23 protein-coding genes are annotated in these 22,620 nt (G+C 63.6%); 3 read left to right on the forward strand and 20 right to left on the reverse strand.

Annotated features, from left to right (window positions below; translation table 11 throughout):
* Window positions 1-261 precede the first annotated feature (261 nt).
* The 13 genes from FFS21_RS03695 to FFS21_RS03755 form a co-directional block, all read right to left on the reverse strand.
* On the reverse strand, window positions 262-1,047 hold the full coding sequence (locus tag FFS21_RS03695; RefSeq protein WP_137923591.1) for an enoyl-CoA hydratase/isomerase family protein: 786 nt from the start codon (window positions 1,045-1,047) through the stop codon (window positions 262-264).
* A gap of 23 nt (window positions 1,048-1,070) precedes the next feature.
* Complete coding sequence (locus FFS21_RS03700; protein WP_137923592.1) at window positions 1,071-1,997, reverse strand: prolyl oligopeptidase family serine peptidase; 927 nt, start codon at window positions 1,995-1,997, stop codon at window positions 1,071-1,073.
* A gap of 30 nt (window positions 1,998-2,027) precedes the next feature.
* Complete coding sequence (locus tag FFS21_RS03705; protein ID WP_137923593.1) at window positions 2,028-3,635, reverse strand: carboxyl transferase domain-containing protein; 1,608 nt, start codon at window positions 3,633-3,635, stop codon at window positions 2,028-2,030.
* A 65-nt stretch (window positions 3,636-3,700) separates the two neighbouring features.
* Window positions 3,701-4,126 carry a YchJ family metal-binding protein gene (locus FFS21_RS03710; protein WP_137923594.1) on the reverse strand — a complete coding sequence of 142 codons (426 nt, stop codon included), beginning with the start codon at window positions 4,124-4,126 and terminating at the stop codon, window positions 3,701-3,703.
* The gene (locus tag FFS21_RS03715) at window positions 4,123-4,803 is read right to left on the reverse strand and encodes an HAD family hydrolase (protein ID WP_137923595.1); all 681 of its coding nucleotides are present in this window, start codon (window positions 4,801-4,803) and stop codon (window positions 4,123-4,125) included. The genes FFS21_RS03710 and FFS21_RS03715 overlap by 4 nt, the downstream gene beginning before the upstream one ends.
* On the reverse strand, window positions 4,800-5,459 hold the full coding sequence (locus FFS21_RS03720; RefSeq protein WP_137923596.1) for a 2-hydroxychromene-2-carboxylate isomerase: 660 nt from the start codon (window positions 5,457-5,459) through the stop codon (window positions 4,800-4,802). The genes FFS21_RS03715 and FFS21_RS03720 overlap by 4 nt, the downstream gene beginning before the upstream one ends.
* 93 nt (window positions 5,460-5,552) lie before the next feature.
* Window positions 5,553-6,683 (reverse strand): acyl-CoA dehydrogenase family protein, encoded by a 1,131-nt coding sequence (locus FFS21_RS03725; protein ID WP_137923597.1) that lies wholly within the window; start codon window positions 6,681-6,683, stop codon window positions 5,553-5,555.
* 36 nt (window positions 6,684-6,719) lie between these two features.
* Window positions 6,720-7,400 carry an SDR family oxidoreductase gene (locus tag FFS21_RS03730; protein WP_137923598.1) on the reverse strand — a complete coding sequence of 227 codons (681 nt, stop codon included), beginning with the start codon at window positions 7,398-7,400 and terminating at the stop codon, window positions 6,720-6,722.
* Between the two features lie 43 nt (window positions 7,401-7,443).
* Window positions 7,444-8,625, reverse strand: coding sequence for an acetyl-CoA C-acetyltransferase (locus tag FFS21_RS03735; protein ID WP_137923599.1), 1,182 nt, complete (start codon window positions 8,623-8,625; stop codon window positions 7,444-7,446).
* Between the two features lie 40 nt (window positions 8,626-8,665).
* Window positions 8,666-9,337: a carbonate dehydratase gene (gene can, locus FFS21_RS03740; RefSeq protein WP_137923600.1), complete on the reverse strand. Its 672-nt coding sequence runs from the start codon at window positions 9,335-9,337 to the stop codon at window positions 8,666-8,668.
* Window positions 9,334-11,145 (reverse strand): bifunctional isocitrate dehydrogenase kinase/phosphatase, encoded by a 1,812-nt coding sequence (aceK, locus tag FFS21_RS03745; RefSeq protein ID WP_137923601.1) that lies wholly within the window; start codon window positions 11,143-11,145, stop codon window positions 9,334-9,336. Before aceK ends, can begins: the two co-directional genes overlap by 4 nt.
* 110 nt (window positions 11,146-11,255) lie before the next feature.
* Window positions 11,256-12,437, reverse strand: coding sequence for an isovaleryl-CoA dehydrogenase (locus FFS21_RS03750; protein ID WP_137923602.1), 1,182 nt, complete (start codon window positions 12,435-12,437; stop codon window positions 11,256-11,258).
* A 115-nt stretch (window positions 12,438-12,552) separates the two neighbouring features.
* The gene (locus tag FFS21_RS03755; RefSeq protein WP_137923603.1) at window positions 12,553-12,978 is read right to left on the reverse strand and encodes a MerR family transcriptional regulator; all 426 of its coding nucleotides are present in this window, start codon (window positions 12,976-12,978) and stop codon (window positions 12,553-12,555) included.
* A gap of 186 nt (window positions 12,979-13,164) precedes the next feature.
* On the opposite strand from FFS21_RS03755, the gene FFS21_RS03760 reads away from it, so the two are divergent.
* Entirely contained in the window at window positions 13,165-14,241 is a 1,077-nt protein-coding gene (locus FFS21_RS03760; RefSeq protein ID WP_137923604.1) for an MBL fold metallo-hydrolase, read from the forward strand.
* 21 nt (window positions 14,242-14,262) lie between these two features.
* Here FFS21_RS03760 and FFS21_RS03765 read toward each other — a convergent pair whose 3' ends face one another.
* From FFS21_RS03765 to argS, 5 genes are all read right to left on the reverse strand, one after another.
* A complete protein-coding gene (locus FFS21_RS03765; RefSeq protein ID WP_137923668.1) occupies window positions 14,263-15,093 on the reverse strand; it encodes a helical backbone metal receptor in 831 nt (276 codons plus the stop codon).
* On the reverse strand, window positions 15,093-15,899 hold the full coding sequence (locus FFS21_RS03770) for an SDR family oxidoreductase (protein ID WP_137923605.1): 807 nt from the start codon (window positions 15,897-15,899) through the stop codon (window positions 15,093-15,095). The genes FFS21_RS03765 and FFS21_RS03770 overlap by 1 nt, the downstream gene beginning before the upstream one ends.
* Window positions 15,900-16,052: 153 nt before the next feature.
* Window positions 16,053-16,691 (reverse strand): thiol:disulfide interchange protein DsbA/DsbL, encoded by a 639-nt coding sequence (locus FFS21_RS03775; protein ID WP_137923606.1) that lies wholly within the window; start codon window positions 16,689-16,691, stop codon window positions 16,053-16,055.
* 106 nt (window positions 16,692-16,797) lie between these two features.
* The gene (locus tag FFS21_RS03780) at window positions 16,798-17,553 is read right to left on the reverse strand and encodes an SPOR domain-containing protein (RefSeq protein WP_137923607.1); all 756 of its coding nucleotides are present in this window, start codon (window positions 17,551-17,553) and stop codon (window positions 16,798-16,800) included.
* A gap of 49 nt (window positions 17,554-17,602) precedes the next feature.
* Complete coding sequence (gene argS, locus FFS21_RS03785) at window positions 17,603-19,408, reverse strand: arginine--tRNA ligase (protein WP_137923608.1); 1,806 nt, start codon at window positions 19,406-19,408, stop codon at window positions 17,603-17,605.
* A gap of 179 nt (window positions 19,409-19,587) precedes the next feature.
* Between argS and FFS21_RS03790 the strand changes: the two genes are divergently transcribed.
* A complete protein-coding gene (locus FFS21_RS03790) occupies window positions 19,588-19,908 on the forward strand; it encodes a DUF1840 domain-containing protein (protein ID WP_137923609.1) in 321 nt (106 codons plus the stop codon).
* 259 nt (window positions 19,909-20,167) lie between these two features.
* On the opposite strand, the gene FFS21_RS03795 is transcribed toward FFS21_RS03790, so the two are convergent.
* A complete protein-coding gene (locus FFS21_RS03795; RefSeq protein ID WP_137923610.1) occupies window positions 20,168-20,587 on the reverse strand; it encodes an ElaB/YgaM/YqjD family protein in 420 nt (139 codons plus the stop codon).
* An 85-nt stretch (window positions 20,588-20,672) separates the two neighbouring features.
* Window positions 20,673-20,837 carry a DUF1328 domain-containing protein gene (locus FFS21_RS03800; RefSeq protein WP_084003954.1) on the reverse strand — a complete coding sequence of 55 codons (165 nt, stop codon included), beginning with the start codon at window positions 20,835-20,837 and terminating at the stop codon, window positions 20,673-20,675.
* 281 nt (window positions 20,838-21,118) lie between these two features.
* On the opposite strand from FFS21_RS03800, the gene FFS21_RS03805 reads away from it, so the two are divergent.
* The gene (locus tag FFS21_RS03805) at window positions 21,119-22,510 is read left to right on the forward strand and encodes a CHASE3 domain-containing protein (protein WP_137923611.1); all 1,392 of its coding nucleotides are present in this window, start codon (window positions 21,119-21,121) and stop codon (window positions 22,508-22,510) included.
* The last annotated feature ends 110 nt before the right edge of the window (window positions 22,511-22,620 follow it).

Raw genomic sequence — 22,620 nt, forward strand, 5'->3', positions numbered from 1 at the left:
CGCGAAGTTGGTGGCGTTCGTGGTTTGTATGTCACTTGGGTGTGGCGTTTGGACGCTAACTTTCGGCATTTATTTGTTGTGCTGTCCCTTGCTCGCTGCTGGTTTGCTCCCCTCTCCCGCGAAGTGGGAGAGGGGCGGGGGAGAGGGCCAGCGGTTCTAAATGCGATATGTCAGCAAGCAGAGCCTCTTGCCCTCTCCCCCAACCCCTCTCCCGCCTTGCGGGAGAGGGGAGCAAAAAACCGAGGGGAGATCAATACACACTCAAACCTTCCAGCTCGCCGCCCGTTTCTCCAGAAACGACCGCACCCCTTCCCGTCCTTCCTCCGACGACCGGATCGATGCAATCCGGTTTGCCGTATCCGCCAGCAAATCCCCATCGATCTCCCGCCCCGACACTTCCTGCACCAGCCGCTTGCTTTCGCGCACGGCGTTCGGGCTGTTGCCGATCAGCGTGGCGGCGATCTCGGCCACTTTCTCGTCGAGTGCCTGCGGCGATGCCACCGCGTGAACAAAGCCCAGCCGCAGCGCTTCCGCCGCATCGAAACGTTCGGCCGTGATGAAGTAGCGGCGCGACGCCTGCTCCCCCATTGCGCGAATCACGTACGGGCTGATCGTCGCCGGCAGCAGGCCCAGCTTCGCTTCCGACAGACAGAAGTGCGCCGACTCCGCTGCCACCGCGATATCGCAGGCGGCCACCAGGCCCATGCCCCCGGCATAGGTGTCGCCTTGCACGCGTGCGATTACGGGCTTGGGGCAGGACCAGATCGTGTGCAACATCTGCGCCAGCGTGAGCGCGTCGGCGCGATTCTCGTCGTCCGAGTAACCGGCCATCTTCTTCATCCAGTTCAGGTCGGCGCCCGCGCAGAAGGCTGGACCATTGCCGGTCAGCACGATGGCGCGCACCTCGGGCGTATCGCCCAGCGCGCGGAAGGCGCCGGTCAGTTCGGCGATGACCGTTTCATTGAACGCGTTGCGCACATCGGGACGGTTCAGCGTGACCGTGGCGAGGTGGCGTTCGGCCGTGACCGTCAGCGTCGTGAATTGCATGTCTCTCTCCGTGTTCGGAATCGTTATGAAGTCTGCTCGACCGTGCCCGTCGTGGCGGAACTCTCGCGCTCGGGCAGGTCGTCGAACGGCAGTCCCAGTTGGCGGAAGAACGCGCCTACCTCGGGCAGCCACAGCGCCAGCCCCTTGCGGCTGCTGAACAGCTTGTGCGAATCGGTTTCAAACTCGCCGACATCGATAAAGCGCGCATCTGCCGCGCGGCCCGTCGCGTAGGACTTGTAGTTGTTGAACATGCGCTCCGGTAGCGGCCACGGCCAGAAGCTGTCGTTGTCGCCATAGATCCAGAGCGAGGGATAGCGCGCCGTGCGGCCATAGTCACCAAAGGCATCGATCAGGCCGTTCTCCCAGCCCGGGCACTTGTCGTTGCGCAGGCCGCCCGCAAAATTCACCACGCCGAGCACACCCGGATAGCCGATGGCCGACAGCGCCATGGTCGACAACCCGCCATACGATTGGCCGACCACGACAATGCGCAGCGGGTCCACGTAGGGGCGCTGCACGAGGTAGTCGAGCGCCGCCACCACATCCTCGGCCTGCTTTATGCCATTGGCATGAAAGTCGCACCCGCCCCCCACATAGACGCCGCCCGATTTCGAGAAGCCCTGCCGCATCGGCAGCGCCACCGCGTAACCGCGCCGCAGGAACTCGGCCGTCTGCGCCTCGAAGCGCGCGCGCCCCTGAAACGCGGGCTTGCCCGGCGACTTGCCGTGGTTGATCACCACGAGCGGAAACGGTCCCATCCCGGCCGGGCGGAAGATCGTCGTCTCCAGATTGATCGTCCTGTCCTGCCCCGTCTTCGGCACCATCACCACCTGCTCGATCACATGCGGCGGCAACGTGGATTGCGCGATGCTCACACCGCACCACGCCATGCCCGCCGCAGCGGCCAGCAGGAGCGTGAAAGCGCGGACGGAGGCAACAGCTCGGGACATGACAACAACCAACCTTCAGGAGAAAACGCACTACATGCGGAAGACGCCGAACTTCATCTCGCCGATCGGCGCATTGAGGCTGGCGGACAAACCAAGGCCGAGTACAGTGCGCGTCTGCGCGGGATCGATGACGCCATCGTCCCAGAGCCGCGCGCTCGCAAAATACGGATGGCCCTGGTGTTCATACTGCTCGCGGATCGGGGACTTGAACGCTTCCTCTTCGTCGGCGCTCCACTTGCCGCCCTTGGCCTCGATACCATCGCGGCGCACCGTCGCGAGCACACTCGCGGCCTGCTCGCCACCCATCACCGAAATCCGCGCGTTCGGCCACATCCACAGGAAACGCGGCGAATACGCGCGGCCACACATGCCGTAATTGCCCGCGCCGAACGAGCCGCCGATGATGACCGTGAACTTCGGCACCTGCGCCGTGGCCACTGCCGTGACCATCTTCGCGCCATTGCGCGCGATGCCTTCGTTCTCGTACTTGCGGCCCACCATGAAGCCCGTGATGTTCTGCAGGAACACCAGCGGAATCTTGCGCTGACAGCACAGTTCGATGAAGTGCGCTCCCTTGAGGGCCGACTCCGAGAACAGGATGCCGTTGTTGGCAATGATGCCCACCGGGTAGCCCCAGATCCGCGCGAAGCCGCAGACCAGCGTGGTGCCGTAGCGCGCCTTGAACTCGTCGAACTCGGAGCCATCGACGATGCGCGCGATGACTTCGCGCACGTCATACGGCTTGCGCGTATCGGTAGGAATCACACCGTACAGTTCCTCCACCGGATACAGCGGCTCCTGTGGTTCGTGCAATCGGATCTGGTCGGGCTTGCGACGGTTCAGGTGCTGCACGATATTGCGCGCGAGCGAGAGCGCGTGATGATCGTTCTGCGCGAAGTAGTCGGCCACGCCTGACAGCCGCGTATGCACGTCCGCGCCGCCGAGATCTTCCGCGCTGACTTCTTCACCGGTAGCCGCCTTCACCAGCGGCGGACCGCCCAAAAAGATCGTGCCCTGGTTCTTGACGATGATCGACTCGTCGCTCATCGCGGGTACATACGCACCGCCCGCCGTGCACGAACCCATCACCACGGCGATCTGCGGAATGCCCTGCGCGGACAGGTTCGCCTGGTTGAAGAAGATGCGGCCAAAGTGATCGCGATCGGGAAACACATCGTCCTGATTGGGCAGGTTCGCACCGCCCGAATCCACGAGGTAGATGCACGGCAGGTTGTTCTGCTCGGCTATCTCCTGCGCGCGGATATGTTTCTTGACCGTCATCGGGTAATACGTGCCACCCTTCACCGTGGCGTCGTTGCAGACGATCACGCACTCCTGCCCGGCCACGCGACCAATACCGGTGATGATGCCCGCGCCGGGCGCGGCATTGTCGTACATGTCGTACGCGGCCAGTTGCGACAGTTCGAGGAACGGCGTGCCCGGATCGAGCAGTTGCTGCACGCGGTCACGCGGCAGCAGCTTGCCGCGCCCGAGGTGCTTGTTGCGCGCGTCCTCGCCGCCGCCTTCGGCCAGCTTGGCGATCTTCTGCCGCAGGTCCGCCACCAGCGCCTGCATCGATTCGGCATTCGCCTTGAACGATTCTGCGCGTGCGTTCAGTTTGGTTTCCAGCGTGGGCATGTCTCTTCCTGTGGATGCTTTTTACGTTGCCTGCTTTTGCCGGGTACTACCTGTACTGCCTTGCTTCAATCCTGCTCTTTCAGCTCGCCGTCGATATAGAGCCAGCGCGCCGGAGTATTCGGCTCGCGCGGCTCGAAGACGAAGCGGCTCAGTTCCTCCATGCGATGCGCGCGCCCGCCCACCTTGTAGCGCGCCACAAACGCCACCGTGGCGTGCGTGTCGTCCTGCTGCACGTGCGATTTCACGGTGAGTCCGAGCCAGCGCGTGCCGTTGTCGAACGACAGGTCCTCGGGGCATGTCGAGACATGCCAGGTCTGCCGCAACCATCCCGCATCGCCCAGCACATAGGCGCTGTAGCGCGAGCGCATCAGCGCCTCTGCCGTGGTCGGCGCCGCTTCGCCGCGATGGAACCGTCCGCAGCAACTGGCATAGGGTCCGTTGCCGCAGGGGCACGCTGCGGCTGCCGCGTCGGCGGCGCGCTGCTTCGTCATGCGATCAACTCCGGAAGGTCGCGCATGTCCGTGAAGATGGTCTTCGCGCCCGCTGCGCGTAGCTCATCGGCCGAATTCAGCGCGGCGTAACCGAACACGGTCATGCCCGCCGCTACACCCGCCGTGGTGCCCGTGGGGCTGTCTTCCACCACTGCGCACCGCGAAGGGTCCACACCCATCGTGCGTGCGGCCAGCAGGTACACATCCGGTGCGGGCTTAGTGTGCTCGACTTCGGTCGACGAGAAGATGTGCTCGCGCTCATCATCGACAAACAGGTCGATCAGCCCCGTATGGTTCAGTTGCAGCTTGACCTTGATGCGGTCCGCACCCGAGGCCACGCAGACCGGCAGCCCGCTCGCCTTGATGGCTTCGATAGCCTGACGGATATACGGCACGGCTTCGAGTTCGGCCTGGAGCGTGGCGTTGCGGCGCACGAACCAGTCCGACAGGAAGTTCTCGGGCAACGGGCGGCCGAGACGGGCCTCGATGTTGCCGAGCTCATCCTTGACGGCGCGCCCAAGGAACCATCGCTGCGAGTCTTCGAGCGAAATCTCGATGCCCAGTTCGTTGAGCACACGATTCAGCAGGCGATGGACGATGGGCTCGCTGTCAACGAGCACACCGTCGCAGTCGAAGATCACACAATCAAAACGGGCGGACTGGTTTGCTACGGTCATGCGGGTTTCTTTTCCTTCGTCATGTCATTGCCGCCAACGGCGCGCAGTTCGGTCGTCCGTTGGCCTTTCAAATGGGCTTCCACCTGCTGGAAGCGGTCAAAGCCCCAGAACGGTTCGCCGTCGATGATGACGAAGGGCGAGCCGAACACGCCTTTCGCCATCGCCACGTCGATCTCCGACTTGAGCTGGTCCTTGATCTGATAGCTCGTGGCGCCTTCGTTCATCGCCACGGCATCGATGCCGAGCGCTTCGGCCAGCTTCGCGAGTTCGGCCGGTTCGGCGATGTTGATGTCATCGACAAACAGCGCGCGGTACACGGCCTTGGCGAAAGCCGTGGCCACGTCGCCGCCCCGATGATTCTGCAGCCACAGCACGGCACGCGCGGCGTGCTGCGTCGGCAGCGGGAAATGCGTGGGGCGCTTGTATTCGATGTCGTGAAACGCTGCGGTGCGCTCGAAATCGCGCCAGCAGTACTCGCCCTTGAGCGGGATCGATGGCAGCGGCGACGAGCCCGTGGTCTTGAACACCACGCCCAGCAGAATGGGATGCCAAAGCACGCCGCGCCCGTACTTCTGCGCGATCTCGTCAATGCGCGTGCTCGCGAAATAGCCGTAGGGCGAGGAGAAATCGAAATAGAAATCGATGGGGCTGGTCATCGCAAGGTGGCTCCGGTGAGGATGCGTTTCAGGGGCGTGTCAACTACGTTTCAGGTACGTCTCAACGTTGCAGCTTATCCAAACTTCTACGAGCTATCCAAGCGCGCGGGCGATCAAAATCTTCTGGATATCGCTGGTGCCTTCGTAGATCTGGCACACGCGCACATCACGATAGATCCGCTCCACCGGGAAATCGTTCACATAACCATACCCGCCGAACACCTGGATGGCATCCGAGCACACGCGCTCGGCCATCTCGCTGGCGAACAGTTTTGCCATCGCGGCTTCCTTCAGACAGGGCCGGCCCGCATCCTTCAGCGATGCCGCATGCCACACCATCTGGCGCGCCACCTCGATCTGCGTCGCCATGTCCGACAGCCGGAACTGCACGGCCTGATGCTGGAACAGCGGCTGGCCGAAGCTCTCGCGTTCCTTCGCATACGCCAACGCGGCGTCGAACGCGGCGCGCGCCATGCCGATGCTTTGCGAAGCAATGCCGATGCGTCCGCCTTCCAGACCGGACAGCGCCATCTTGTAGCCTGCGCCTTCCTCGCCCAGCAGGCAATCCGCCGGCACGCGGCAATCCTCGAATACGATCTGCGCGGTATCCGAGGAATGCTGGCCGAGCTTGTCCTCCAGGCGCGCGACGATATAGCCCGGCGTCGAAGTCGGCACCAGGAACGCGCTGATGCCGCGCTTGCCTGCTGCCTTGTCGGTCACGGCCATGACAATCGCCACATCGGCATACTTGCCGCTGGTGATGAACTGCTTCACGCCGTTGAGCACGTAATGATCGCCATCGCGGGTGGCCGTGGTGCGCAGTGCCGATGCATCGGAACCCACGTGCGGCTCGGTCAGGCAGAACGCGCCAAGCATCTCGCCGCGCGCCAGCGGTACGAGCCACTTCTGCTTCTGTGCATCGTTGGCAAACGCCATCAGCATGCTGCACACCGGGCAGTTGTTGACGCTGATGACCGTCGATGTGCCACCGTCGCCGGCCGCGATCTCTTCGAGGATCAGCGCCAGCGACAGATAGTCCAGCCCCGCGCCACCCAGTTCCTCGGGTACGGCCACGCCATAGGCACCGAGCCGCGCGAGTTCGCGATGCACGTCCTTGGGGAACGTCTTGTCGCGGTCCCACTGCGCGGCCTGCGGCGCGATCACGTCCTGCGCAAACTGGCGCACGGCGTCGCGGATCATTTCCTGTTCGGGGGTCAGCAGCATGTACGTTGTCTCGCGTGATGCGGCACGGGCGCACCCTTACCAGGGTATCGGCGCGCCGTCGTAGTTGTGGAAACTGCCGTTATCGGTCTGCGTCAGGCCAGCCAGCGTGCGACGAATGCCGGCCACGCTCTGCTGCGGCGTGAGGTCGGCCTGCGGTCCACCCATGTCGGTCTGCACCCAGCCCGGATGCAAGGCCACGCAGATGGCATGGCGCGCGTCTAGCGAGACGGACTTGAGTACCGCGTTGACCGCCGCCTTGCTGATGCGATACATCCACGCGCGGTTGCTCTCCATCCCGCCGATGCTGCCCATCTTCGATGACAGCACGGCCAGCACGCCGCCGCGCCCGTGATTGCCGGTCTCGACAAACGGCAGCAGCAACGGCAATGCCATCATCGGCCCCAGCACGTTGCTGTGCATCACCGCATCGAAATCCTGTTTCGGAATCGGCTGCGCGCCCTCGGTACGCGGCCCGATCACGCCGGCGTTATAGATCGCCACGTCGATCGTCTCGCCATCGAGCTTCCAGCCCAGGCCCGCTACCGCTGCGGCATCGGTCAGGTCCAGCTTGTGCGCCTCGGCGCCAAGCGCCTTGATCGCTTCGATACCTTCATCGCTGCGCGCGACGGCGATGACGCGCCAGCCATCGGCGCGGTACTGACGGACAAACTCAAGGCCGAGGCCGCGCGAGGCGCCGAGAACGAGAGCGGTGGGCATGGGAGAGATTCCTTTTTTGTTATTGGTTATCGATGAAGAACGGTCAGATGATTTCGATGCCGACCGCCGTGGCTTCGCCGCCGCCAATGCAGAGGCTGGCCACGCCGCGCTTGCCGCCGGTCTTGCGCAGCGCGCCGATCAGCGTGGTCATGATGCGCGCGCCCGAGGCGCCGATCGGATGGCCCAGCGCGCACGCACCGCCATGGATGTTGACCTTGTCGTGCGGAATCTTCAGATCGTGCATCGCGGCCATCGGTACCACGGCAAATGCCTCGTTGATCTCGAACAGGTCCACGCTGTCGCTGGTCCAGTCGAGCTTGCGATACAGCTTGGCGATGGCATCGACGGGCGCGGTCGTGAACCAGCCCGGCGCCTGCGCGTGCGAGGTATGGCCGAGCATGCGCGCCAGCGGCTGCAGGCCCAGCGATGTCGCGGTGGATTCGCGCATCATCACCAGTGCGGCGGCACCGTCATTGATCGACGACGACGATGCCGCAGTGATCGTGCCGTCCTTCGCAAACGCGGCTTTCAGCGACGGGATCTTGTCGACCTTGATGCGGCGCGGACCTTCATCGGTGTCGATCACGGTATCGCCACCCTTGCCCGAGATCGTCATCGGCACGATCTCCCAGCGGAAGTCGCCCTGCTCCGTGGCACGCTGCGCACGTCGCACCGACTCCATCGCGAACGCATCCTGCTGCTCGCGCGTGAACTGATACTTGGCCGCGCATTCCTCGCCGAAGGTGCCCATCGCGCGACCCTTCTCGTATGCATCTTCCAGACCGTCCAGCATCATGTGGTCGTAGATCATGCCGTGGCCGATGCGATAGCCGCCGCGCCCCTTCGGGATCAGGTACGGCGCATTGGTCATGCTTTCCATGCCGCCCGCCACGGCGATATCGAACGAGCCAGCCAGCAGCCCGTCATACACGCTCATCGCCGCGCGCATGCCCGACCCGCACATCTTGTTGACCGTGGTACACGCCACACCGAGCGGCAGCCCCGCACCAAGCGCGGCCTGTCGTGCCGGCGCCTGACCCTGTCCTGCTGGCAGCACGCAGCCGAACACGACTTCCTGCACCTGATCCGGCTGAAGACCGGCCCGCTCCACTGCTGCACGAATCGCCGCCGCGCCAAGCTGCGGCGCCGTCAGGCTACTGAGTTCACTCTGAAACGCGCCCATCGGGGTGCGTGCCGCAGAAACGATGACTACGTGATCTTGCATGTCTGTCTCCTCGTGAAGCGGGGGGGTTCTGATGACGGGTTCAGCGGATCGATGCCTGCGGCGGTTCGCCGTATTGCTGGAGTGCGGCAGCGGTCTGCGTCTGCAATTCGTCGTTGTTGCTGGCGGCCATGCCCAGATCGCGCAGCAGGCCGTCGGACACGCCATAGATCCAGCCGTGCACGGTCACTTCCTGACCGCTGGCCCATGCATCCTGCAGCACGGTGGTCTGGCAAACGTTGTTGACCTGTTCGATCACGTTCAGCTCGCACAGGCGCGTATGCGCATCGTCTTCACGCAGCACGGTGCCGAGATAGGCGGAATGCTTGTCGGCCACATCGCGCACATGGCGCAACCAGTTGTCGGCCAGGCCCACGCGCTCGCGCTTGAGCGCCACCTTGACGCCACCGCAGCCATAGTGACCCACCACGGTGATGTGGCGCACCTTGAGCACTTGCACAGCAAACTGGATCACCGACAGCGCATTCAGGTCGCTGTGCGCGATCACGTTGGCGATGTTGCGATGGACGAAGACTTCGCCGGGGGCCAGGCCCAGGATCTGGTTGGCGGGCACGCGCGAATCGGAGCAGCCGATCCACAGGTACTCGGGCGCCTGCTGGTTAGCCAGGCGCGTGAAGAATTCGGGGTCTTCCGCGTTGACGCGGTCTACCCATTCGCGATTGTTGCGGAACAGCTGGGCGATGGCTTCACTCATGCTGCCCTCCTTGCGTCGTCGATTGTTGCGCCGCCGTAGCGGTGATGAAAACGGTCATGCTGTGAATAGGCAAAAAAGTCATGGACATGACCGGCCAGAAGCCGGTCTTTGTAGTGCTGCCACATGGCAGCGTCAAAGAAATCGGGATGATGCCGCAGGAACGCGGCGCGCACGCGCGGATCGCCAAGCAGGAACGTGCGGTAGGTTTCCGGAAAGACATCGTGCGGACCTACGGTGTACCACACGTCGCCTGACATTTCCTCCTCTTCGTTGCGCGGCTCGGGCACGCGGCGAAAATTGCAGTCGGTCAGGTACTCGATTTCGTCGTAGTCATAGAACACCACGCGGCCATGGCGCGTGACGCCGAAATTCTTGTAGAGCATGTCGCCCGGGAAGATGTTCGCGGCGATCAGTTCCTTGATGGCATCCCCATACTCGCGAATGCCGTGGTCCACCTGTTCGTCGCTGCCGTCCTTGAGCCAGATGTTCAGCGGCGTCATGCGACGCTCGATATAGACGTGCCGCACCACGATCTCGTCGGTGCCATCCTTCGCACGCTGGTATTCGAGCATCGACGGTGCATGCTGCTCCAGTTCGCGCAACAGCGCGTCATCGAAGCGCGACAGCGGAAATGCCACGTTCGAATATTCAAGCGTATCGGCCATGCGGCCCACGCGGTCGTGCTGCTTCACGAGCTGGTACTTCGACTTCACCCCTTCGCGCGTGGTTTCCTTGGGCGCGGGGAACGTATCGCGGATCACCTTGAACACGTACGGGAACGAGGGCAGCGTGAACACCAGCATCACCAGTCCCTTGATGCCCGGCGCGCTGACGAAGCGGTCCGACGAATGCTGCAGGTGATGCAGGAAATCGCGATAGAACAGGTTCTTGCCCTGCTTGTGCAAACCCAGGCTCGAATAGATCTCGGCGCGCGCCTTGCGCGGCAACAGGTCGCGCAGGAACGTGACGTAGGCCGACGGAATCTCCATATCGACCATGAAGTACGCATGCGCGAACGAGAACAGGATCAGCAGTTGCTCGGGCCGCAGCAGGACCGCGTCGAGCACCAGCTTGCCGGACGCGCCATGGATGACCGGGATCACCATCGGCCAGGTCTGGTCGCCGTTGACGATGCGTCCAATGATGAAGGCCGACTTATTGCGGAAGAACAGCGACGACAGCGTATGCACCTGGAAATTCGGCGCCACGGTGAACGCGCCGGCATGTTCGTCGATGGCCTTGAGCACGTAGCCCACATCGCGCCGCAGATCTTCGAATGGCAGGTCGAGCTGGAAGTTATGCACGACCCGTTCGAAGCAGGCCGCCATGCCCTCGCGGCTGCCGGGATAGTAGGCGCGGTATGTGGGCCGCATCGGCGACTCTTCGTTCTCGATGTATTCCGTCGAGATGGCCGGGCGCACAAAGATGAAATCGTTGTTGAAGTACGAACGATGCAGGATGCGTGTGCAGACCGAGTTGAAAAACGTCTCGGCCAGTTCGGGCTGGTGGTGGTTGGTCAGCAGCCCGATGTAGTGCAGCTTGATCTGCTGCCAGATGGTGTCGTCGATATGCTCGGCGTCGTATTCGTCCTGCAGCAACACCTCGCATTCGCGCACGCGTTCGTTGTAGAACGCGATACGGTCGCGCTGCAGTTGCTGCAGCCCGTGCCAGTCAGCCGCCTCGAAGCGCGTCTTCGCCTGGATGCTGACTTCGCGGAACAGCCGGTAATGCTTGTCGAACCCGTCCAGCATGGTCCGCGCCACATCGTAGGCAATCTGCGAGGAAAGCAGCTTGGGGAAGTGGGACATGGACGGGCGGTTCCGAGCAAGAAAGAAAACGCGAAAGGCAGTCGAGATTGTAAGGGCGTTCGGCACTTACCATTGGGTATCCCCGCTGGCGAGAACCGAACGCGCGCCGATTACATCGTTTCCGCGAACAATTCGCGGCCGATCAGCATGCGGCGGATTTCCGAAGTGCCCGCGCCGATCTCGTACAGCTTGGCATCGCGCCACAGCCGGCCCACCGGATACTCGTTGATGTAGCCGTTGCCGCCGAGGATCTGCACCGATTCGCCCGCCATCCACGTCGCCTTCTCGGCGGTGTACAGGATCACGGCCGCGCAATCCTTGCGCACCTGGCGCACGTGATCGGTGCCCAGCGAATCCAGGTTCTTGCCCACCGTGTACAGATAGCTGCGTGCCGCCTGCAGCGTGGTGTACATATCGGCCACCTTGCCCTGGATGAGCTGGAATTCGCCAATGCTCTGGCCAAACTGCTTGCGGTCGTGGATGTACGGCGTCACTACATCCATGCACGCCTGCATGATGCCGACCGGGCCGCCCGACAGCACGGCGCGCTCGTAGTCGAGCCCGCTCATCAGCACCTTGGCACCGCTGTTTTCCGCGCCGAGGATGTTTTCCACGGGCACTTCCACGTCCTGGAACACCAGTTCGCCGGTGTGCGAGCCGCGCATGCCGAGCTTGTCCAGCTTCTGCGCGACCGAGAATCCCTTCATGCCCTTCTCGACGATGAAGGCGGTCATGCCGCGCGCGCCAAGGTCCGGCTCGGTCTTGGCGTAGACCACGAGCACGTCGCAGTCAGGACCGTTGGTGATCCACATCTTGGTGCCGTTCAGCACGTAGCGGTCGCCCTTGAAATCCGCGCGCAGCTTCATGCTGACCACGTCCGATCCCGCATTCGGCTCGCTCATCGCCAGCGCGCCGATCCAGTCGCCGGATACCAGCTTCGGCAGGTACTTCGCCTTCTGCGCAGCCGTGCCGTTGCGATGGATCTGATTCACGCACAGGTTCGAATGTGCGCCATAAGACAACCCAACCGATGCCGACGCCCGGCTGATCTCTTCCATCGCGATCATGTGCGCGAGGTAGCCCATGTTGGCGCCGCCGTATTCCTCGGCCACCGTGATGCCCAGCACGCCGAGATCGCCCATCTTCTTCCAGGCATCCATCGGAAACTGGTCGGTGCGGTCGATCTCGCCAGCGCGCGGTGCCAGTTCGGCCTGCGCCCAACTGCGCACGGATTCGCGCAGCATCTCGATGTCCTCGCCGAGATCGAATCTGAGGCCGGGAAGTTCGGTCATGGTTGTCTCCTGATTGGGCGTTTTGCTTGCGTTGTCTGGCTTTGGCTGTGTCGCTATTTTATTGACGTTTACGTAAACGTCAATTAGGTACGATGCGCAGGTTCGGACTCTTCTCTCACGCTGCCTGGCTGGTGCCTGCCGCGTGATGTGCCGCCAGCAGCGCCTTACACTGCCGCTCGTGCTGGTCGATCTCGGCAAGCTGCGCCTGCAGGTCTTCCATCTGGCGTTCCAGCGTGCCGCGATGCTGTGACAACAGATGCAGAAATCGTTCGAGTTGCGGCGCCGTATCGCGCGGAGATTCGTAAAGATCCAGAATCTCGCGGATCTCGTTGAGAGTGAGCCCTAACCGCTTGCCGCGCAGCGTCAGCTTGAGGCGGGTCCGCTCGCGGCTGTTGTAGACGCGCTTGCGTCCGCTGGGGCCTTCACGGTCGGGCGACAGCAGGCCCTGATCCTCGTAGAAACGGATGGCGCGTGGCGTGACTTCGAACTCGCGCGCGAGGTCCGTGATCGTGTAGGTGGCGGAAGATGGCTGAGCCGACATATGGCGTCCTGCGAAAGTGAACGATCGTTCGTGGATTCGTTGCGCGATCAAGTTTTTCGTCTAAGATGACGAACGTGGGTCGCAGATTGACGTTAACGTTAGCGTCAACTTCCCCGCCTGACAATCGACATTCGAGAGCGCGCCGGCAAAAGCCCCGAGCGCGCCGGCTTTTCCGTGAGACATCCCATGAACGCACTCGAACATCAGCTCCAGTATCCGTTTGGCGAAACCATGCCTGAACCGGGCAAGCGACAGGAGGTGGCGCCCGGCGTCTACTGGCTGCGCATGCCGCTGCCGTTTGCGCTGGACCACATCAACCTGTGGCTGGTCCGTGACCGCATCGAAGGCCGCGACGGCTGGACGATCATCGACTGTGGTATCACCAACGACACCATCAAGACCCACTGGGAAACGATCTTCGCCAACGAGCTGGAAGGACTACCCGTCCTGCGCGTGCTGGTGACCCACTGCCATCCCGATCACGTCGGGCTGGCGCACTGGATCTGCGGCCAGTGGGATGTGCGTTTGTGGATGAGCCTGGGCGACTACATGACCGCGCGCGTGATGGCCGGCGGCTCGGGCGTGGGTTCGAATGCGGGCGGCGATTTCGCGGCCAGCCACTTCGCGCGCCATGGCCTGACCGATGAAGACCATCTCGAAAAGCTGCGGGCGCGCAAGGCGTACTACCCGTCGATGGTGCCCGACGTGCCCACGCAATACCGTCGCCTGATGGATGGCGACACGGTGGAAATGGGCGCCGATCCGGCCACGTCGTCGTGGCGCGTGATCACGGGCTACGGCCATGCACCGGAACATGTGGCGCTCTACAACGCTGCGACCAACGTGCTGATTTCCGGCGACATGGTGCTGCCGCGCATCTCGACCAACGTCAGCGTCTTCGACATGGAGCCGGAAGCCAATCCGCTACAGCTCTATCTCGATTCGCTCGGCAAATACGACGATCTGCCTGCCGATGTGCTGGTGCTGCCTTCGCACGACCGCCCGTTCCGCAACATCCACACGCGCATCCGCCAGTTGCACGAGCACCATGTGGATCGTCTGGCCGAAACGCTCGACGCCTGCGCGGAAAAGCCCTGCCATGCGGTGGATATCGTCAGCGTGATCTTCCGTCGTCAGTTCGACATCCATCAGTTGACGTTCGCGATTGGCGAATCGCTCGCGCACCTGCATGCGCTGTGGCATCGCGGCGAACTGGTGCGGCACACGGGCGAAGACGGCATCATCCGCTTCACGAAAGCCTGATGCTTTCGCTGCTGGCGGCGGTCAGATACCGGCCGTCGCCAGTTCCTGCAGATACTTCACGCCGGCCACGGCGCGGCTGCCGTACCACGACAGCATCTCGCCATCCACCAGCAGCACGGGCTTGCCGATCTGGCGCTCCAAAGCATCGGCGTGATCCTCGGTGAAGCGGTACGGCTCGGTCGATAGCAGCACGGCGTCCAGCTCACGCACCAGTGCATCGCTCCATTTGAACGTCGGATAGCGCTCGCCTTCCGCATTGGGACGGCTGCAATCGCCATCGACACAGGCCACGAGCGCATCGTCGGGCCACGTCGACCAATTCACGAGCGCGAGCATCTGACTGATATAGGTGGCGCGCGACACCGTCATCCATGGGTCTTGCCAGATGGCGTAGAGCACGCGTCGTGGCGTCCATTTGCGTGCGCGCAGTGCATCGAGTGCTTCGCGCAAATTGAAGGATAGCCGCGCTGCCTCGGCCTGCTTGTCGAAGATGCCGCCGAGCAATGTGTACAGCGCGAAGTTATCGTCGGGACGACACGGATGGGTGACGATCACATGCGGCACGAAGCTGCGGATCTCATCGACGGTCTCCTTCCGGTTCTCGTCGATGTTGACGATGACGTGCGTCGGCGCCAACGCGCGCAGGCGATCCACCTTCACGTCCTTGGTGCCACCCACTTTCTCCACGGCCCGCACCGCAGGCTCGGGGTGGATGCAGAAGCCGGTGCGCGCGACAATGCGATCAGCGAGGCCGAGATCGAACAGCAACTCGGTGATCGATGGCACGAGCGAGGCGATACGCACCTCGCCGGAAGCGGTGTCATGTTGCTGGCCGATGGCATCGATCCACATCATGTGTCCCGCGCTTCCGCAGACTTGCGCGGCTTGCGCGGCGCGCGGCGGAACAATGCGTCGTAGAGCCAGAACGGCAGCACGTGCAGCACCGTTGCCACCACACCCATCTGCCACGGAATCACCTTGAACCGCGTGCCACCCGCGATCTCGCGCACCGCCTTGCGCGCGAAGTCATCGGCATCCATCAGGAATGGCATGCGATACGGATTGTGCGCGGTCATCGGCGTGCGGATATAACCCGGTGCGATGGTCACCACGCGAATCCGCTCGCGCGATTGTTCCAGCCGCAGGCTCTCCAGCAGCTTGATCACTGCTGACTTCGACGCACTGTAGGCCCCGCCACCCGGCAAGCCGCGCACACCCGCCACGCTGGCAATGCCAACGAGCGTCCCACGCCAGCCATCGGCGCCCGGGGGCTGCTTGCACATTGGCGAGAGAAACGGCTGGAACGTGGTCAGCGTGCCGAACCAGTTGGTATCCATGACGGCACGAAACTGCTCCAGATCCTCTCGCTCGCTGGCCACGGTGCCGACCGAAATGCCAGCATTGGCGATCACCACATCGGGACAGCCCACGTGCGTCAGGAAATCGTTTGCGGCCTCCAGCATCGCGTCGGCATCGCGCACATCGGCGGTGTAGATGCGTACGGCATCGGGATTTGGCAGGGTGTCGGCAAAAGCCCGCAATGCGTCTTCGCGCCGACCAACGAGACCCAATGCTGCGCCCTGCGCCGCATACGCCCGCGCCAGCGCCTGGCCAATGCCGCTGGACGCACCCGTGAGAAAGATCTTTTGATTTGGCATGGGGTGGAATATAGCTGGTTCAACCGCTTCCCTTGGTTTACTCCCCTCTCCCGCCATGCGGGAGAGGGGAGTAAACAATCAGGGATTCAAGCGCCCATAAAAAAACCCGGCGACACCGCCGGGTTTTTTGTCTTACCTCAAGCGCTCAAACGCTCAAAGCTTCTTTCCACGTACGCCGTCGACCAGGAAGTCCATGGTCTTGATCGCGTTGGGAATCGTGCCGGCGATCGAGGGCGAGGTTTCGTACTTGCCTTGCACCACGACAGTCGGCACGCCATCGATCTTGTACGCATCGGCAATCTTGTTCGCGCGCTGGGCGCTGGTCGTCACCGAGAACGAGTTATAGGTGTCGAGCCACTGCTTCTTGTCGATGCCGTTCTGCGCCATGAAGTCGGCGATCTCGTTGGTATCCAGCATGCGCTTGCGTTGCTTGTGGATGGCCTCGAAAACCTTGCCGGTCATGGCGTCGAGCTTGCCCAGCGATTCCAGCGCGTAGTAGATCTTGGTATGCGGCAGCAGGTCGTCACGGAAGGCTACCGGCACGCGCTTGAACACCACGTCCTTGCCCTGCTTCTTGATCCATGCTTCCAGTTCCGGCTCGAAGTCGTAGCAATGCGGGCAGCCGTACCAGAAGAACTCGGTCACTTCGATCTTGCCAGCCGGCACAGCTTGCGGGGCTTTCAGAACGGTGTAGTCCTTGCCTTCGGTCGGCGCGGCCATGGCGGCGGGCGCGGACATCAGCAGGCCGCTCACGGCGGCAACGGTAGCGATCAGTGCGGCAATTTTCTTCATGTTCGAAGGGCCTTACAGGTTGAACGTGCGATGAATGCGTCTGGATGATTGGGGCTAGGACCACGGCGGCGGCGCTTGGTTCACGCCGCCGCCACCCCATCCGGAATTATTGCTTGGTAAAGCGGATGACCGAGGCGTCGAAACCAGCCGACTGCAGGCGGTCCCGCACGCGGTTCATGTCCTCGATCCGGTTGAACGGTCCCACCCGAACGCGGTACATCTTGATCCCGTTGACATCGCGGTCCGTGACCCGCGCCTCGAAGCCCTGCATGGCCAGGTTGGCCTTCTGCCGGTCGGCATCATCCTGCGATCGGAACGCGCCCACCTGCAACAGGTATCCGACCTTGTTGGCATCGGCCTGTGCAATTTCTGCGATCGGATCGGCTACCGGCTTCTCGGCCGGACGCGTCACCGGCTTGTCCGCAGGCTTTTCGGCCGGCTTGTCCGTCGGCTTGATCGGCGTCAGGCCGTTGCCATTTGTCGCACCCGGCTCGGCCGGACGCGTCGTCGCCACGGGCGGCTGGGACGGTGCGGCGGGCGGCTCGGCCTGGCCCACGGGCTTGGCGGGCGTCTTGCTCCACAGCGGACGGTTCGGGTCCGACGGCTCGGCGCTTGGCTGCTGAGGCTGAGTCGGACTCGGCAGCGCGCTGGTCACGTTACCGGGCTCGGTCGCGCGCGGGGTGGCGGGGCCATTGACGCCCTTCTGCTGGAACGGCGCGGGCGACTTGGTGATGTACAACGCGATGACCACGGCAATCGCCAGGCCAACGATCAGGCCGAGCACCAGGCCCAGGAACGTGCCGCCGCGTTGCGTCAGGCGATGGCGGACGGTGCGCGCGGCGCGCTTGGCTTTGTGTTGCATGAAGTCCTCTTCGGTGATGCCGGGGATTATAGAGCCACCTGCACCGGGTTCAGGCTGCCTGTTCCCGATCCATCCGTTGCGGCGCGGACACACCGATCACGGCCAGACCGTTCCTGAGCACCTGACGCGTTGCGGCCAGCAGCGCCAGGCGGGCCCGCTTGACCGTCTCGTCGTCCACGAGCACGCGGTCCGCGTTGTAGAACGCGTGGAAATCCCCAGCCAGATCGCGCAGGTAGAACGCCACGGCATGCGGCGCCAGTTCGCCAGCGGCGGCGGCCAGCATGTCGGGGAACTCCGCCAGACGACGGCCCAGCGCAATGGCCTGCGGGCTGACATCGGCAGCGGTCACGGCCGCCAGGTCCACGCTGGCCAGCTCGGGCAGGCGCGCCTGCCAGTCGGCACCGCCCCATGCCTCGAAGATCGAGCAAATGCGCGCGTGGGCGTACTGCACGTAATACACCGGGTTCTCGTCGTTCTGCTTGAGCGCCAGGTCCACGTCGAACACGAATTCGGTATCGGCCTTGCGCGACAGCAGGAAGAAGCGCACCGCATCGCGGCCCCGCGTGAAGTGGGCGGGCCAGTCGGCCACGGCGCCTTCCAGGCAGCCGCGAATCGTCTCGCTGCCGCCGTTGCTCCATTCGATCAGGTCTCGCACGGTCACGTAGGAACCGGCGCGCTTGGAGATCTTGACCTCCTCGCCGTCCTTCATCACGGTGACCATCTTGTGCAGCACGTAGTCGGGGTAGCCCTGCGGAATGCCGATGTCCAGGCCCTGCAGGCCGGCGCGCACACGGGCAATGGTGCCGTGGTGGTCGCTGCCCTGCACGTTGATAACCTTGGCGAAGCCGCGCTCCCACTTGGTGGTGTGGTACGCCACGTCGGGCACGAAGTACGTGTACGTGCCGTCCGTCTTCTTCATGACGCGATCCTTGTCGTCGCCATCGTCCGTGGTGCGCAGCCACAGCGCGCCTTCGTTCTCGTACGTCTTGCCCTTGGCCACCAGCGACTGCACGGCCGATTCCACGCGGCCATCGCTGTACAGCGACGACTCCAGGTAATAGCGGTCGAACTTCACGCCGAACGCCTGCAGGTCGATGTCCTGCTCGTTGCGCAGATAGGTGACCGCGAACTTGCGGATCGACTCGATATCCTCGATGTTGCCCGATGCCGTGACCGGCTCGCCATCGGAGGCCGCCACGGTCTTGCCAGCCAGGAAGTCGGCAGCGATCTCGGCGATGTAGTCGCCGTTGTAGGCAGACTCGGGCCAGCCTGCGTCACCCGGCTTCATGCCGCGCGCCCGTGCCTGGACGGAGATGGCCAGCGTCTGGATCTGCACGCCGGCGTCGTTGTAGTAGAACTCGCGATGGACCTTCCAGCCCTGCCAGTCCAGCAGGTTGGCCAGCGCGTCGCCCAGCGCGGCCTGTCGGCCGTGGCCAACGTGCAGCGGGCCGGTCGGGTTGGCCGAGACGAACTCCACCAGCACCTGGCCATGCTCGCCGGCGGCCCGGGCACCGTAGCGGTCGCCTTCGGCCAGCACGGCGCGCAGCACCTCGGCGCGGGCGGCCGGGGTCAGGCGCAGGTTGATGAAGCCGGGACCGGCGATTTCCAGCGCGGCCACCAGCACCGAGGCACGCGGATCGGCGTTGACCGCGTCCACCACCTTCTGCGCCAGTTCGCGCGGGTTGGTCTTCAGCGCCTTGGCCACCTGCATGGCGATATTGCACGCCAGGTCGCCGTGGGCGGCTGCCTTGGGGCGCTCGAACGTGACCGCGGGCAGGTTGACGTCGGCCGGGGCCAGCGCACGCACGGCGTCAGTGAACGCGGCGGCGAGTTGTGAGGTCTGAACAGGCAGCATGGATATCTTGGCCTCGAAGGCGGAAGCTGCCGGTTGCGGGCCACGGCCAAGTGAAGGCCGCGCCGCCCAACCGACATTGCAAATCGGGAAACGCGGAATTTTATCAGGTGCTATGCTGACATCATGCGACTGGTCGGGCGCCTGGGGCGCGCGACCCCCCACTCGTGAAAGGAAACATCATGCTGATCACCTTCAAATCCCACGCGGCGCAGGACCTGATCATGATGAAGGACCTTGCCGTCACGCTGCTTGGCATCATCGGCAAGCACCTGGGCGAGCGCGGGGTGATCACGTCCGAGGAGATGCCGGCGGCCATCCGCAAGCTCGAAGCCGCCGTCCTGGACGCGAAGCGGACCCACCCGGCCGATACCACCGTTCACCCTGGCGAACAGGATGACAAGGAAGAGGAACCGCTGCATCTTGGCCAGCGGGCCTACCCATTCCTGGACATGCTGCGCCTCTCGCAGAAGGAAGGCACCGACGTGTTGTGGGGCGTCTGAGCCGCCTTCGCATTCGTTGCTCCCTGCTGCATAACCGTTTCACGGGCGGCCACGCGCCGCCAGCCTTGCTGCATCCGCAGAAAGGCTTCTGAAAGATTTGTCCATCGCCTTCCCCTGCGCACGAAAAAAAACCCGGACACCGTGAGGGGCCCGGGCATCCCGGATCAGGGATTTATCCGGAAAGGGGGTTGCTGCAAGATTGAAGGAAGCAAGACTTCCTTCGAATACGCATGACGTGGCCGTCGGATTGCTCCAGACGCTATTCGTCCGAACGGCGGCCCGCCAACATCAATCCGATACACGCGCCCACCAGGGCGGCAATACCGATGGCCTTCATCGGCGATTCGGCCACGCGCTGGCGGCCGTGATCCACGGCCACGCTGGCCTGGTCTCGCGCCCAGTGCATGCCGTCCAGGCTGCGTTCGCGCATACGCTCGGCCATCTCGTTGGCGCGCATGCGCAGGCGGCGGCCAGCGGCCAGCCCCTCCGCCGACCCCTCGTGCGCCAGCACGTCGATGGTTTGCTGGAGCTGGGCGATCAGCGCCTTGACTTCATCCGATGCGGGCGTCATGGCGTCGCGGCTATCGCGGGCGGAATGCTTGATCTGGCGAACAGCCGCATCGGCGCTGTCGTGCAGATGGTTGATTTCCTTACGGACCTTCGGATTTTGCGTGAGCATGTATGGACTCCTGTTTTCCGGTTCGGGATCTTTCAGCATGGCGCCCGTCAAGAGACCCGGCGGGCTTAGCCGAGACCTGTCGCGCTTACCGTCGGCGCACCAGGCCCATTACAAACGTCACCAGGGCCACCACCAGGAAGATGAAGAACAGGATCTTGGCAATCTCCACTGCGCCGGCTGCAATGCCACCGAAGCCGAAGATCGCCGCCACCAGGGCGACAATGAAAAAGACGAGTGCGTAATACAGCATGGCCGGTCTCCCGAGGTTAGCGGGCGCCCCGGTATGCCGGTTTGCCCGGCTTGCGCCACGGTGCGCAAGCTCATAGCCTCATGCTAGGGGCCGGCCCTTTGACCGCACACCGAAACCTGACCGATTCAGATGTCAGCCGAGTCCTACACCGCGCCGCGCGCCGCGCCGGATGCGGCGCCGGGCGCGCACCGGTACGATTGACCCCGCTGAAACGATGTGATTCCATGGCCGCCCGTGTGCCCTGCTTGTCGATGGGCGGCGCCTCAACCGGTACTCTCCCGATGGCCAAGCATTCCCTCCTTCTCCGTAATTCCCTGTTGCTGGCCGGGGGCATCGTGCTGACCCTGGCGGTGCTGATCGCATCGGAAACCGGCAACCTGCGCCTGCGCCAGGGCTATACGGAGGCCATCCGCTCCCAGCAATTGCAAAGTGATCTTGGCGCGCTGGCCGCCGAACTCGTCAATGCAGAGGCCGGGCAGCGCGGCTACCTGCTGACCGGAAAGGAGAGCTATCTCGATCCGTACTACAAGGCACTGCCGCACATCACCGACCTGATGGCGCGCATCCGCCAGCATTACGCCGATGACCCCGAGGGGCTGCGGCTATTCGGCGAGACTTCGCAGTTCGTGACGCGCAAGCTCAACGAGATGGCACTGACGCTGGTCTACGGCAAGCGCGACGTGGACGTGGCGCTCGACATGATCCGCACCGACTTCGGCAAGCAGACCATGGAAAGCGCGCGGCGCGGACTGGAACAACTGCAGGTGCGCGAGTCCGGCACGGTCACGCACAACCTGGAAGCTGCCGAGCATGACCTGCAGTTGTCGCGTTACGGCATCGGCCTGCTGACCGCCATCAACATCCTGCTGCTTGTCACGGTGGGACTGGGACACCAGCGCCGCATGACGATGGCCGAGGCGGCCCGCACCCAGCTCGAAGAAGAAAGCGCACGGCTCGACCGCAAGGTGCGCGCACGCACGCGGCAACTCTCTGCACTGGCCGCTCACTTGCAACGCGTAACCGAAGACGAGAAGACACGGCTGGCGCGCGAGTTGCACGACGAACTTGGCGCGATCCTCACGGCCATCAAGCTCGACCTGCACTGGGTCAAGATGCGCGTGCAGGCCACCCACCCCGAAGCGCGCGACAAGATCACACGCGTGATGCAGCATGCCGACCAGGCCATCCAGATCAAGCGGCGTCTGATCGAGGATTTGCGGCCCACGGTGTTGCTGAACCTTGGGCTGCGCGAAGCCATCGTCCAGTTGGTGGAAGACGTTGGCGCCCGGAATCAGTGGGAGACCGAACTGGTGCTGCCCGAGTCGCTGCCCCAGTTGCGCGACAACGCCGCTATCGCGATGTACCGCATCGTCCAGGAATCGCTCAACAACGCCAGCAAGTACGCGGAAGCCACGCATGTGTCCGTAATCCTGGCCTGCACCGACCAGCAGATCACGCTGACCATCCGCGACGATGGCCACGGCCTGCCGCCTGACTTCGACGTCACCACCACCGCCGGCCATCACGGTCTGCTCGGCATGGAGCAGCGCGTGCTGGCACTGGGTGGCACGATGCATGTGGATTCCTCGCCGGAAGAGGGCGTGACGATTCGGGCAGAGGTGCCGCTGACGACCGCGGTGCTGGCACCGCCTGAGGAGGCGGCGGAGGTTTGAGGGATTGATGCGGAGAGGGAGAGGTTCTTGTATTTGCTCCCCTCTCCCGCTTGCGGGAGAGGGGCGGGGGAGAGGGCCGGCAGTTCAAATTGCTATGTGGTCGGCAAGCA

The organism is Cupriavidus sp. 2SB, assembly GCF_005503625.1.
Classification (GTDB): Bacteria; Pseudomonadota; Gammaproteobacteria; order Burkholderiales; family Burkholderiaceae; genus Cupriavidus.

What these genes read in the sequence shown, in the direction of transcription:
- FFS21_RS03695 (WP_137923591.1), bottom strand. Translation starts at nt 1,047, where the DNA reads ATGCAATTCACGACGCTGACGGTCACGGCCGAACGCCACCTCGCCACG.
- FFS21_RS03700 (WP_137923592.1), bottom strand. Translation starts at nt 1,997, where the DNA reads ATGTCCCGAGCTGTTGCCTCCGTCCGCGCTTTCACGCTCCTGCTGGCC.
- FFS21_RS03705 (WP_137923593.1), bottom strand. Translation starts at nt 3,635, where the DNA reads ATGCCCACGCTGGAAACCAAACTGAACGCACGCGCAGAATCGTTCAAG.
- FFS21_RS03710 (WP_137923594.1), bottom strand. Translation starts at nt 4,126, where the DNA reads ATGACGAAGCAGCGCGCCGCCGACGCGGCAGCCGCAGCGTGCCCCTGC.
- FFS21_RS03715 (WP_137923595.1), bottom strand. Translation starts at nt 4,803, where the DNA reads ATGACCGTAGCAAACCAGTCCGCCCGTTTTGATTGTGTGATCTTCGAC.
- FFS21_RS03720 (WP_137923596.1), bottom strand. Translation starts at nt 5,459, where the DNA reads ATGACCAGCCCCATCGATTTCTATTTCGATTTCTCCTCGCCCTACGGC.
- FFS21_RS03725 (WP_137923597.1), bottom strand. Translation starts at nt 6,683, where the DNA reads ATGCTGCTGACCCCCGAACAGGAAATGATCCGCGACGCCGTGCGCCAG.
- FFS21_RS03730 (WP_137923598.1), bottom strand. Translation starts at nt 7,400, where the DNA reads ATGCCCACCGCTCTCGTTCTCGGCGCCTCGCGCGGCCTCGGCCTTGAG.
- FFS21_RS03735 (WP_137923599.1), bottom strand. Translation starts at nt 8,625, where the DNA reads ATGCAAGATCACGTAGTCATCGTTTCTGCGGCACGCACCCCGATGGGC.
- can (WP_137923600.1), bottom strand. Translation starts at nt 9,337, where the DNA reads ATGAGTGAAGCCATCGCCCAGCTGTTCCGCAACAATCGCGAATGGGTA.
- aceK (WP_137923601.1), bottom strand. Translation starts at nt 11,145, where the DNA reads ATGTCCCACTTCCCCAAGCTGCTTTCCTCGCAGATTGCCTACGATGTG.
- FFS21_RS03750 (WP_137923602.1), bottom strand. Translation starts at nt 12,437, where the DNA reads ATGACCGAACTTCCCGGCCTCAGATTCGATCTCGGCGAGGACATCGAG.
- FFS21_RS03755 (WP_137923603.1), bottom strand. Translation starts at nt 12,978, where the DNA reads ATGTCGGCTCAGCCATCTTCCGCCACCTACACGATCACGGACCTCGCG.
- FFS21_RS03760 (WP_137923604.1), top strand. Translation starts at nt 13,165, where the DNA reads ATGAACGCACTCGAACATCAGCTCCAGTATCCGTTTGGCGAAACCATG.
- FFS21_RS03765 (WP_137923668.1), bottom strand. Translation starts at nt 15,093, where the DNA reads ATGTGGATCGATGCCATCGGCCAGCAACATGACACCGCTTCCGGCGAG.
- FFS21_RS03770 (WP_137923605.1), bottom strand. Translation starts at nt 15,899, where the DNA reads ATGCCAAATCAAAAGATCTTTCTCACGGGTGCGTCCAGCGGCATTGGC.
- FFS21_RS03775 (WP_137923606.1), bottom strand. Translation starts at nt 16,691, where the DNA reads ATGAAGAAAATTGCCGCACTGATCGCTACCGTTGCCGCCGTGAGCGGC.
- FFS21_RS03780 (WP_137923607.1), bottom strand. Translation starts at nt 17,553, where the DNA reads ATGCAACACAAAGCCAAGCGCGCCGCGCGCACCGTCCGCCATCGCCTG.
- argS (WP_137923608.1), bottom strand. Translation starts at nt 19,408, where the DNA reads ATGCTGCCTGTTCAGACCTCACAACTCGCCGCCGCGTTCACTGACGCC.
- FFS21_RS03790 (WP_137923609.1), top strand. Translation starts at nt 19,588, where the DNA reads ATGCTGATCACCTTCAAATCCCACGCGGCGCAGGACCTGATCATGATG.
- FFS21_RS03795 (WP_137923610.1), bottom strand. Translation starts at nt 20,587, where the DNA reads ATGCTCACGCAAAATCCGAAGGTCCGTAAGGAAATCAACCATCTGCAC.
- FFS21_RS03800 (WP_084003954.1), bottom strand. Translation starts at nt 20,837, where the DNA reads ATGCTGTATTACGCACTCGTCTTTTTCATTGTCGCCCTGGTGGCGGCG.
- FFS21_RS03805 (WP_137923611.1), top strand. Translation starts at nt 21,119, where the DNA reads ATGGCCAAGCATTCCCTCCTTCTCCGTAATTCCCTGTTGCTGGCCGGG.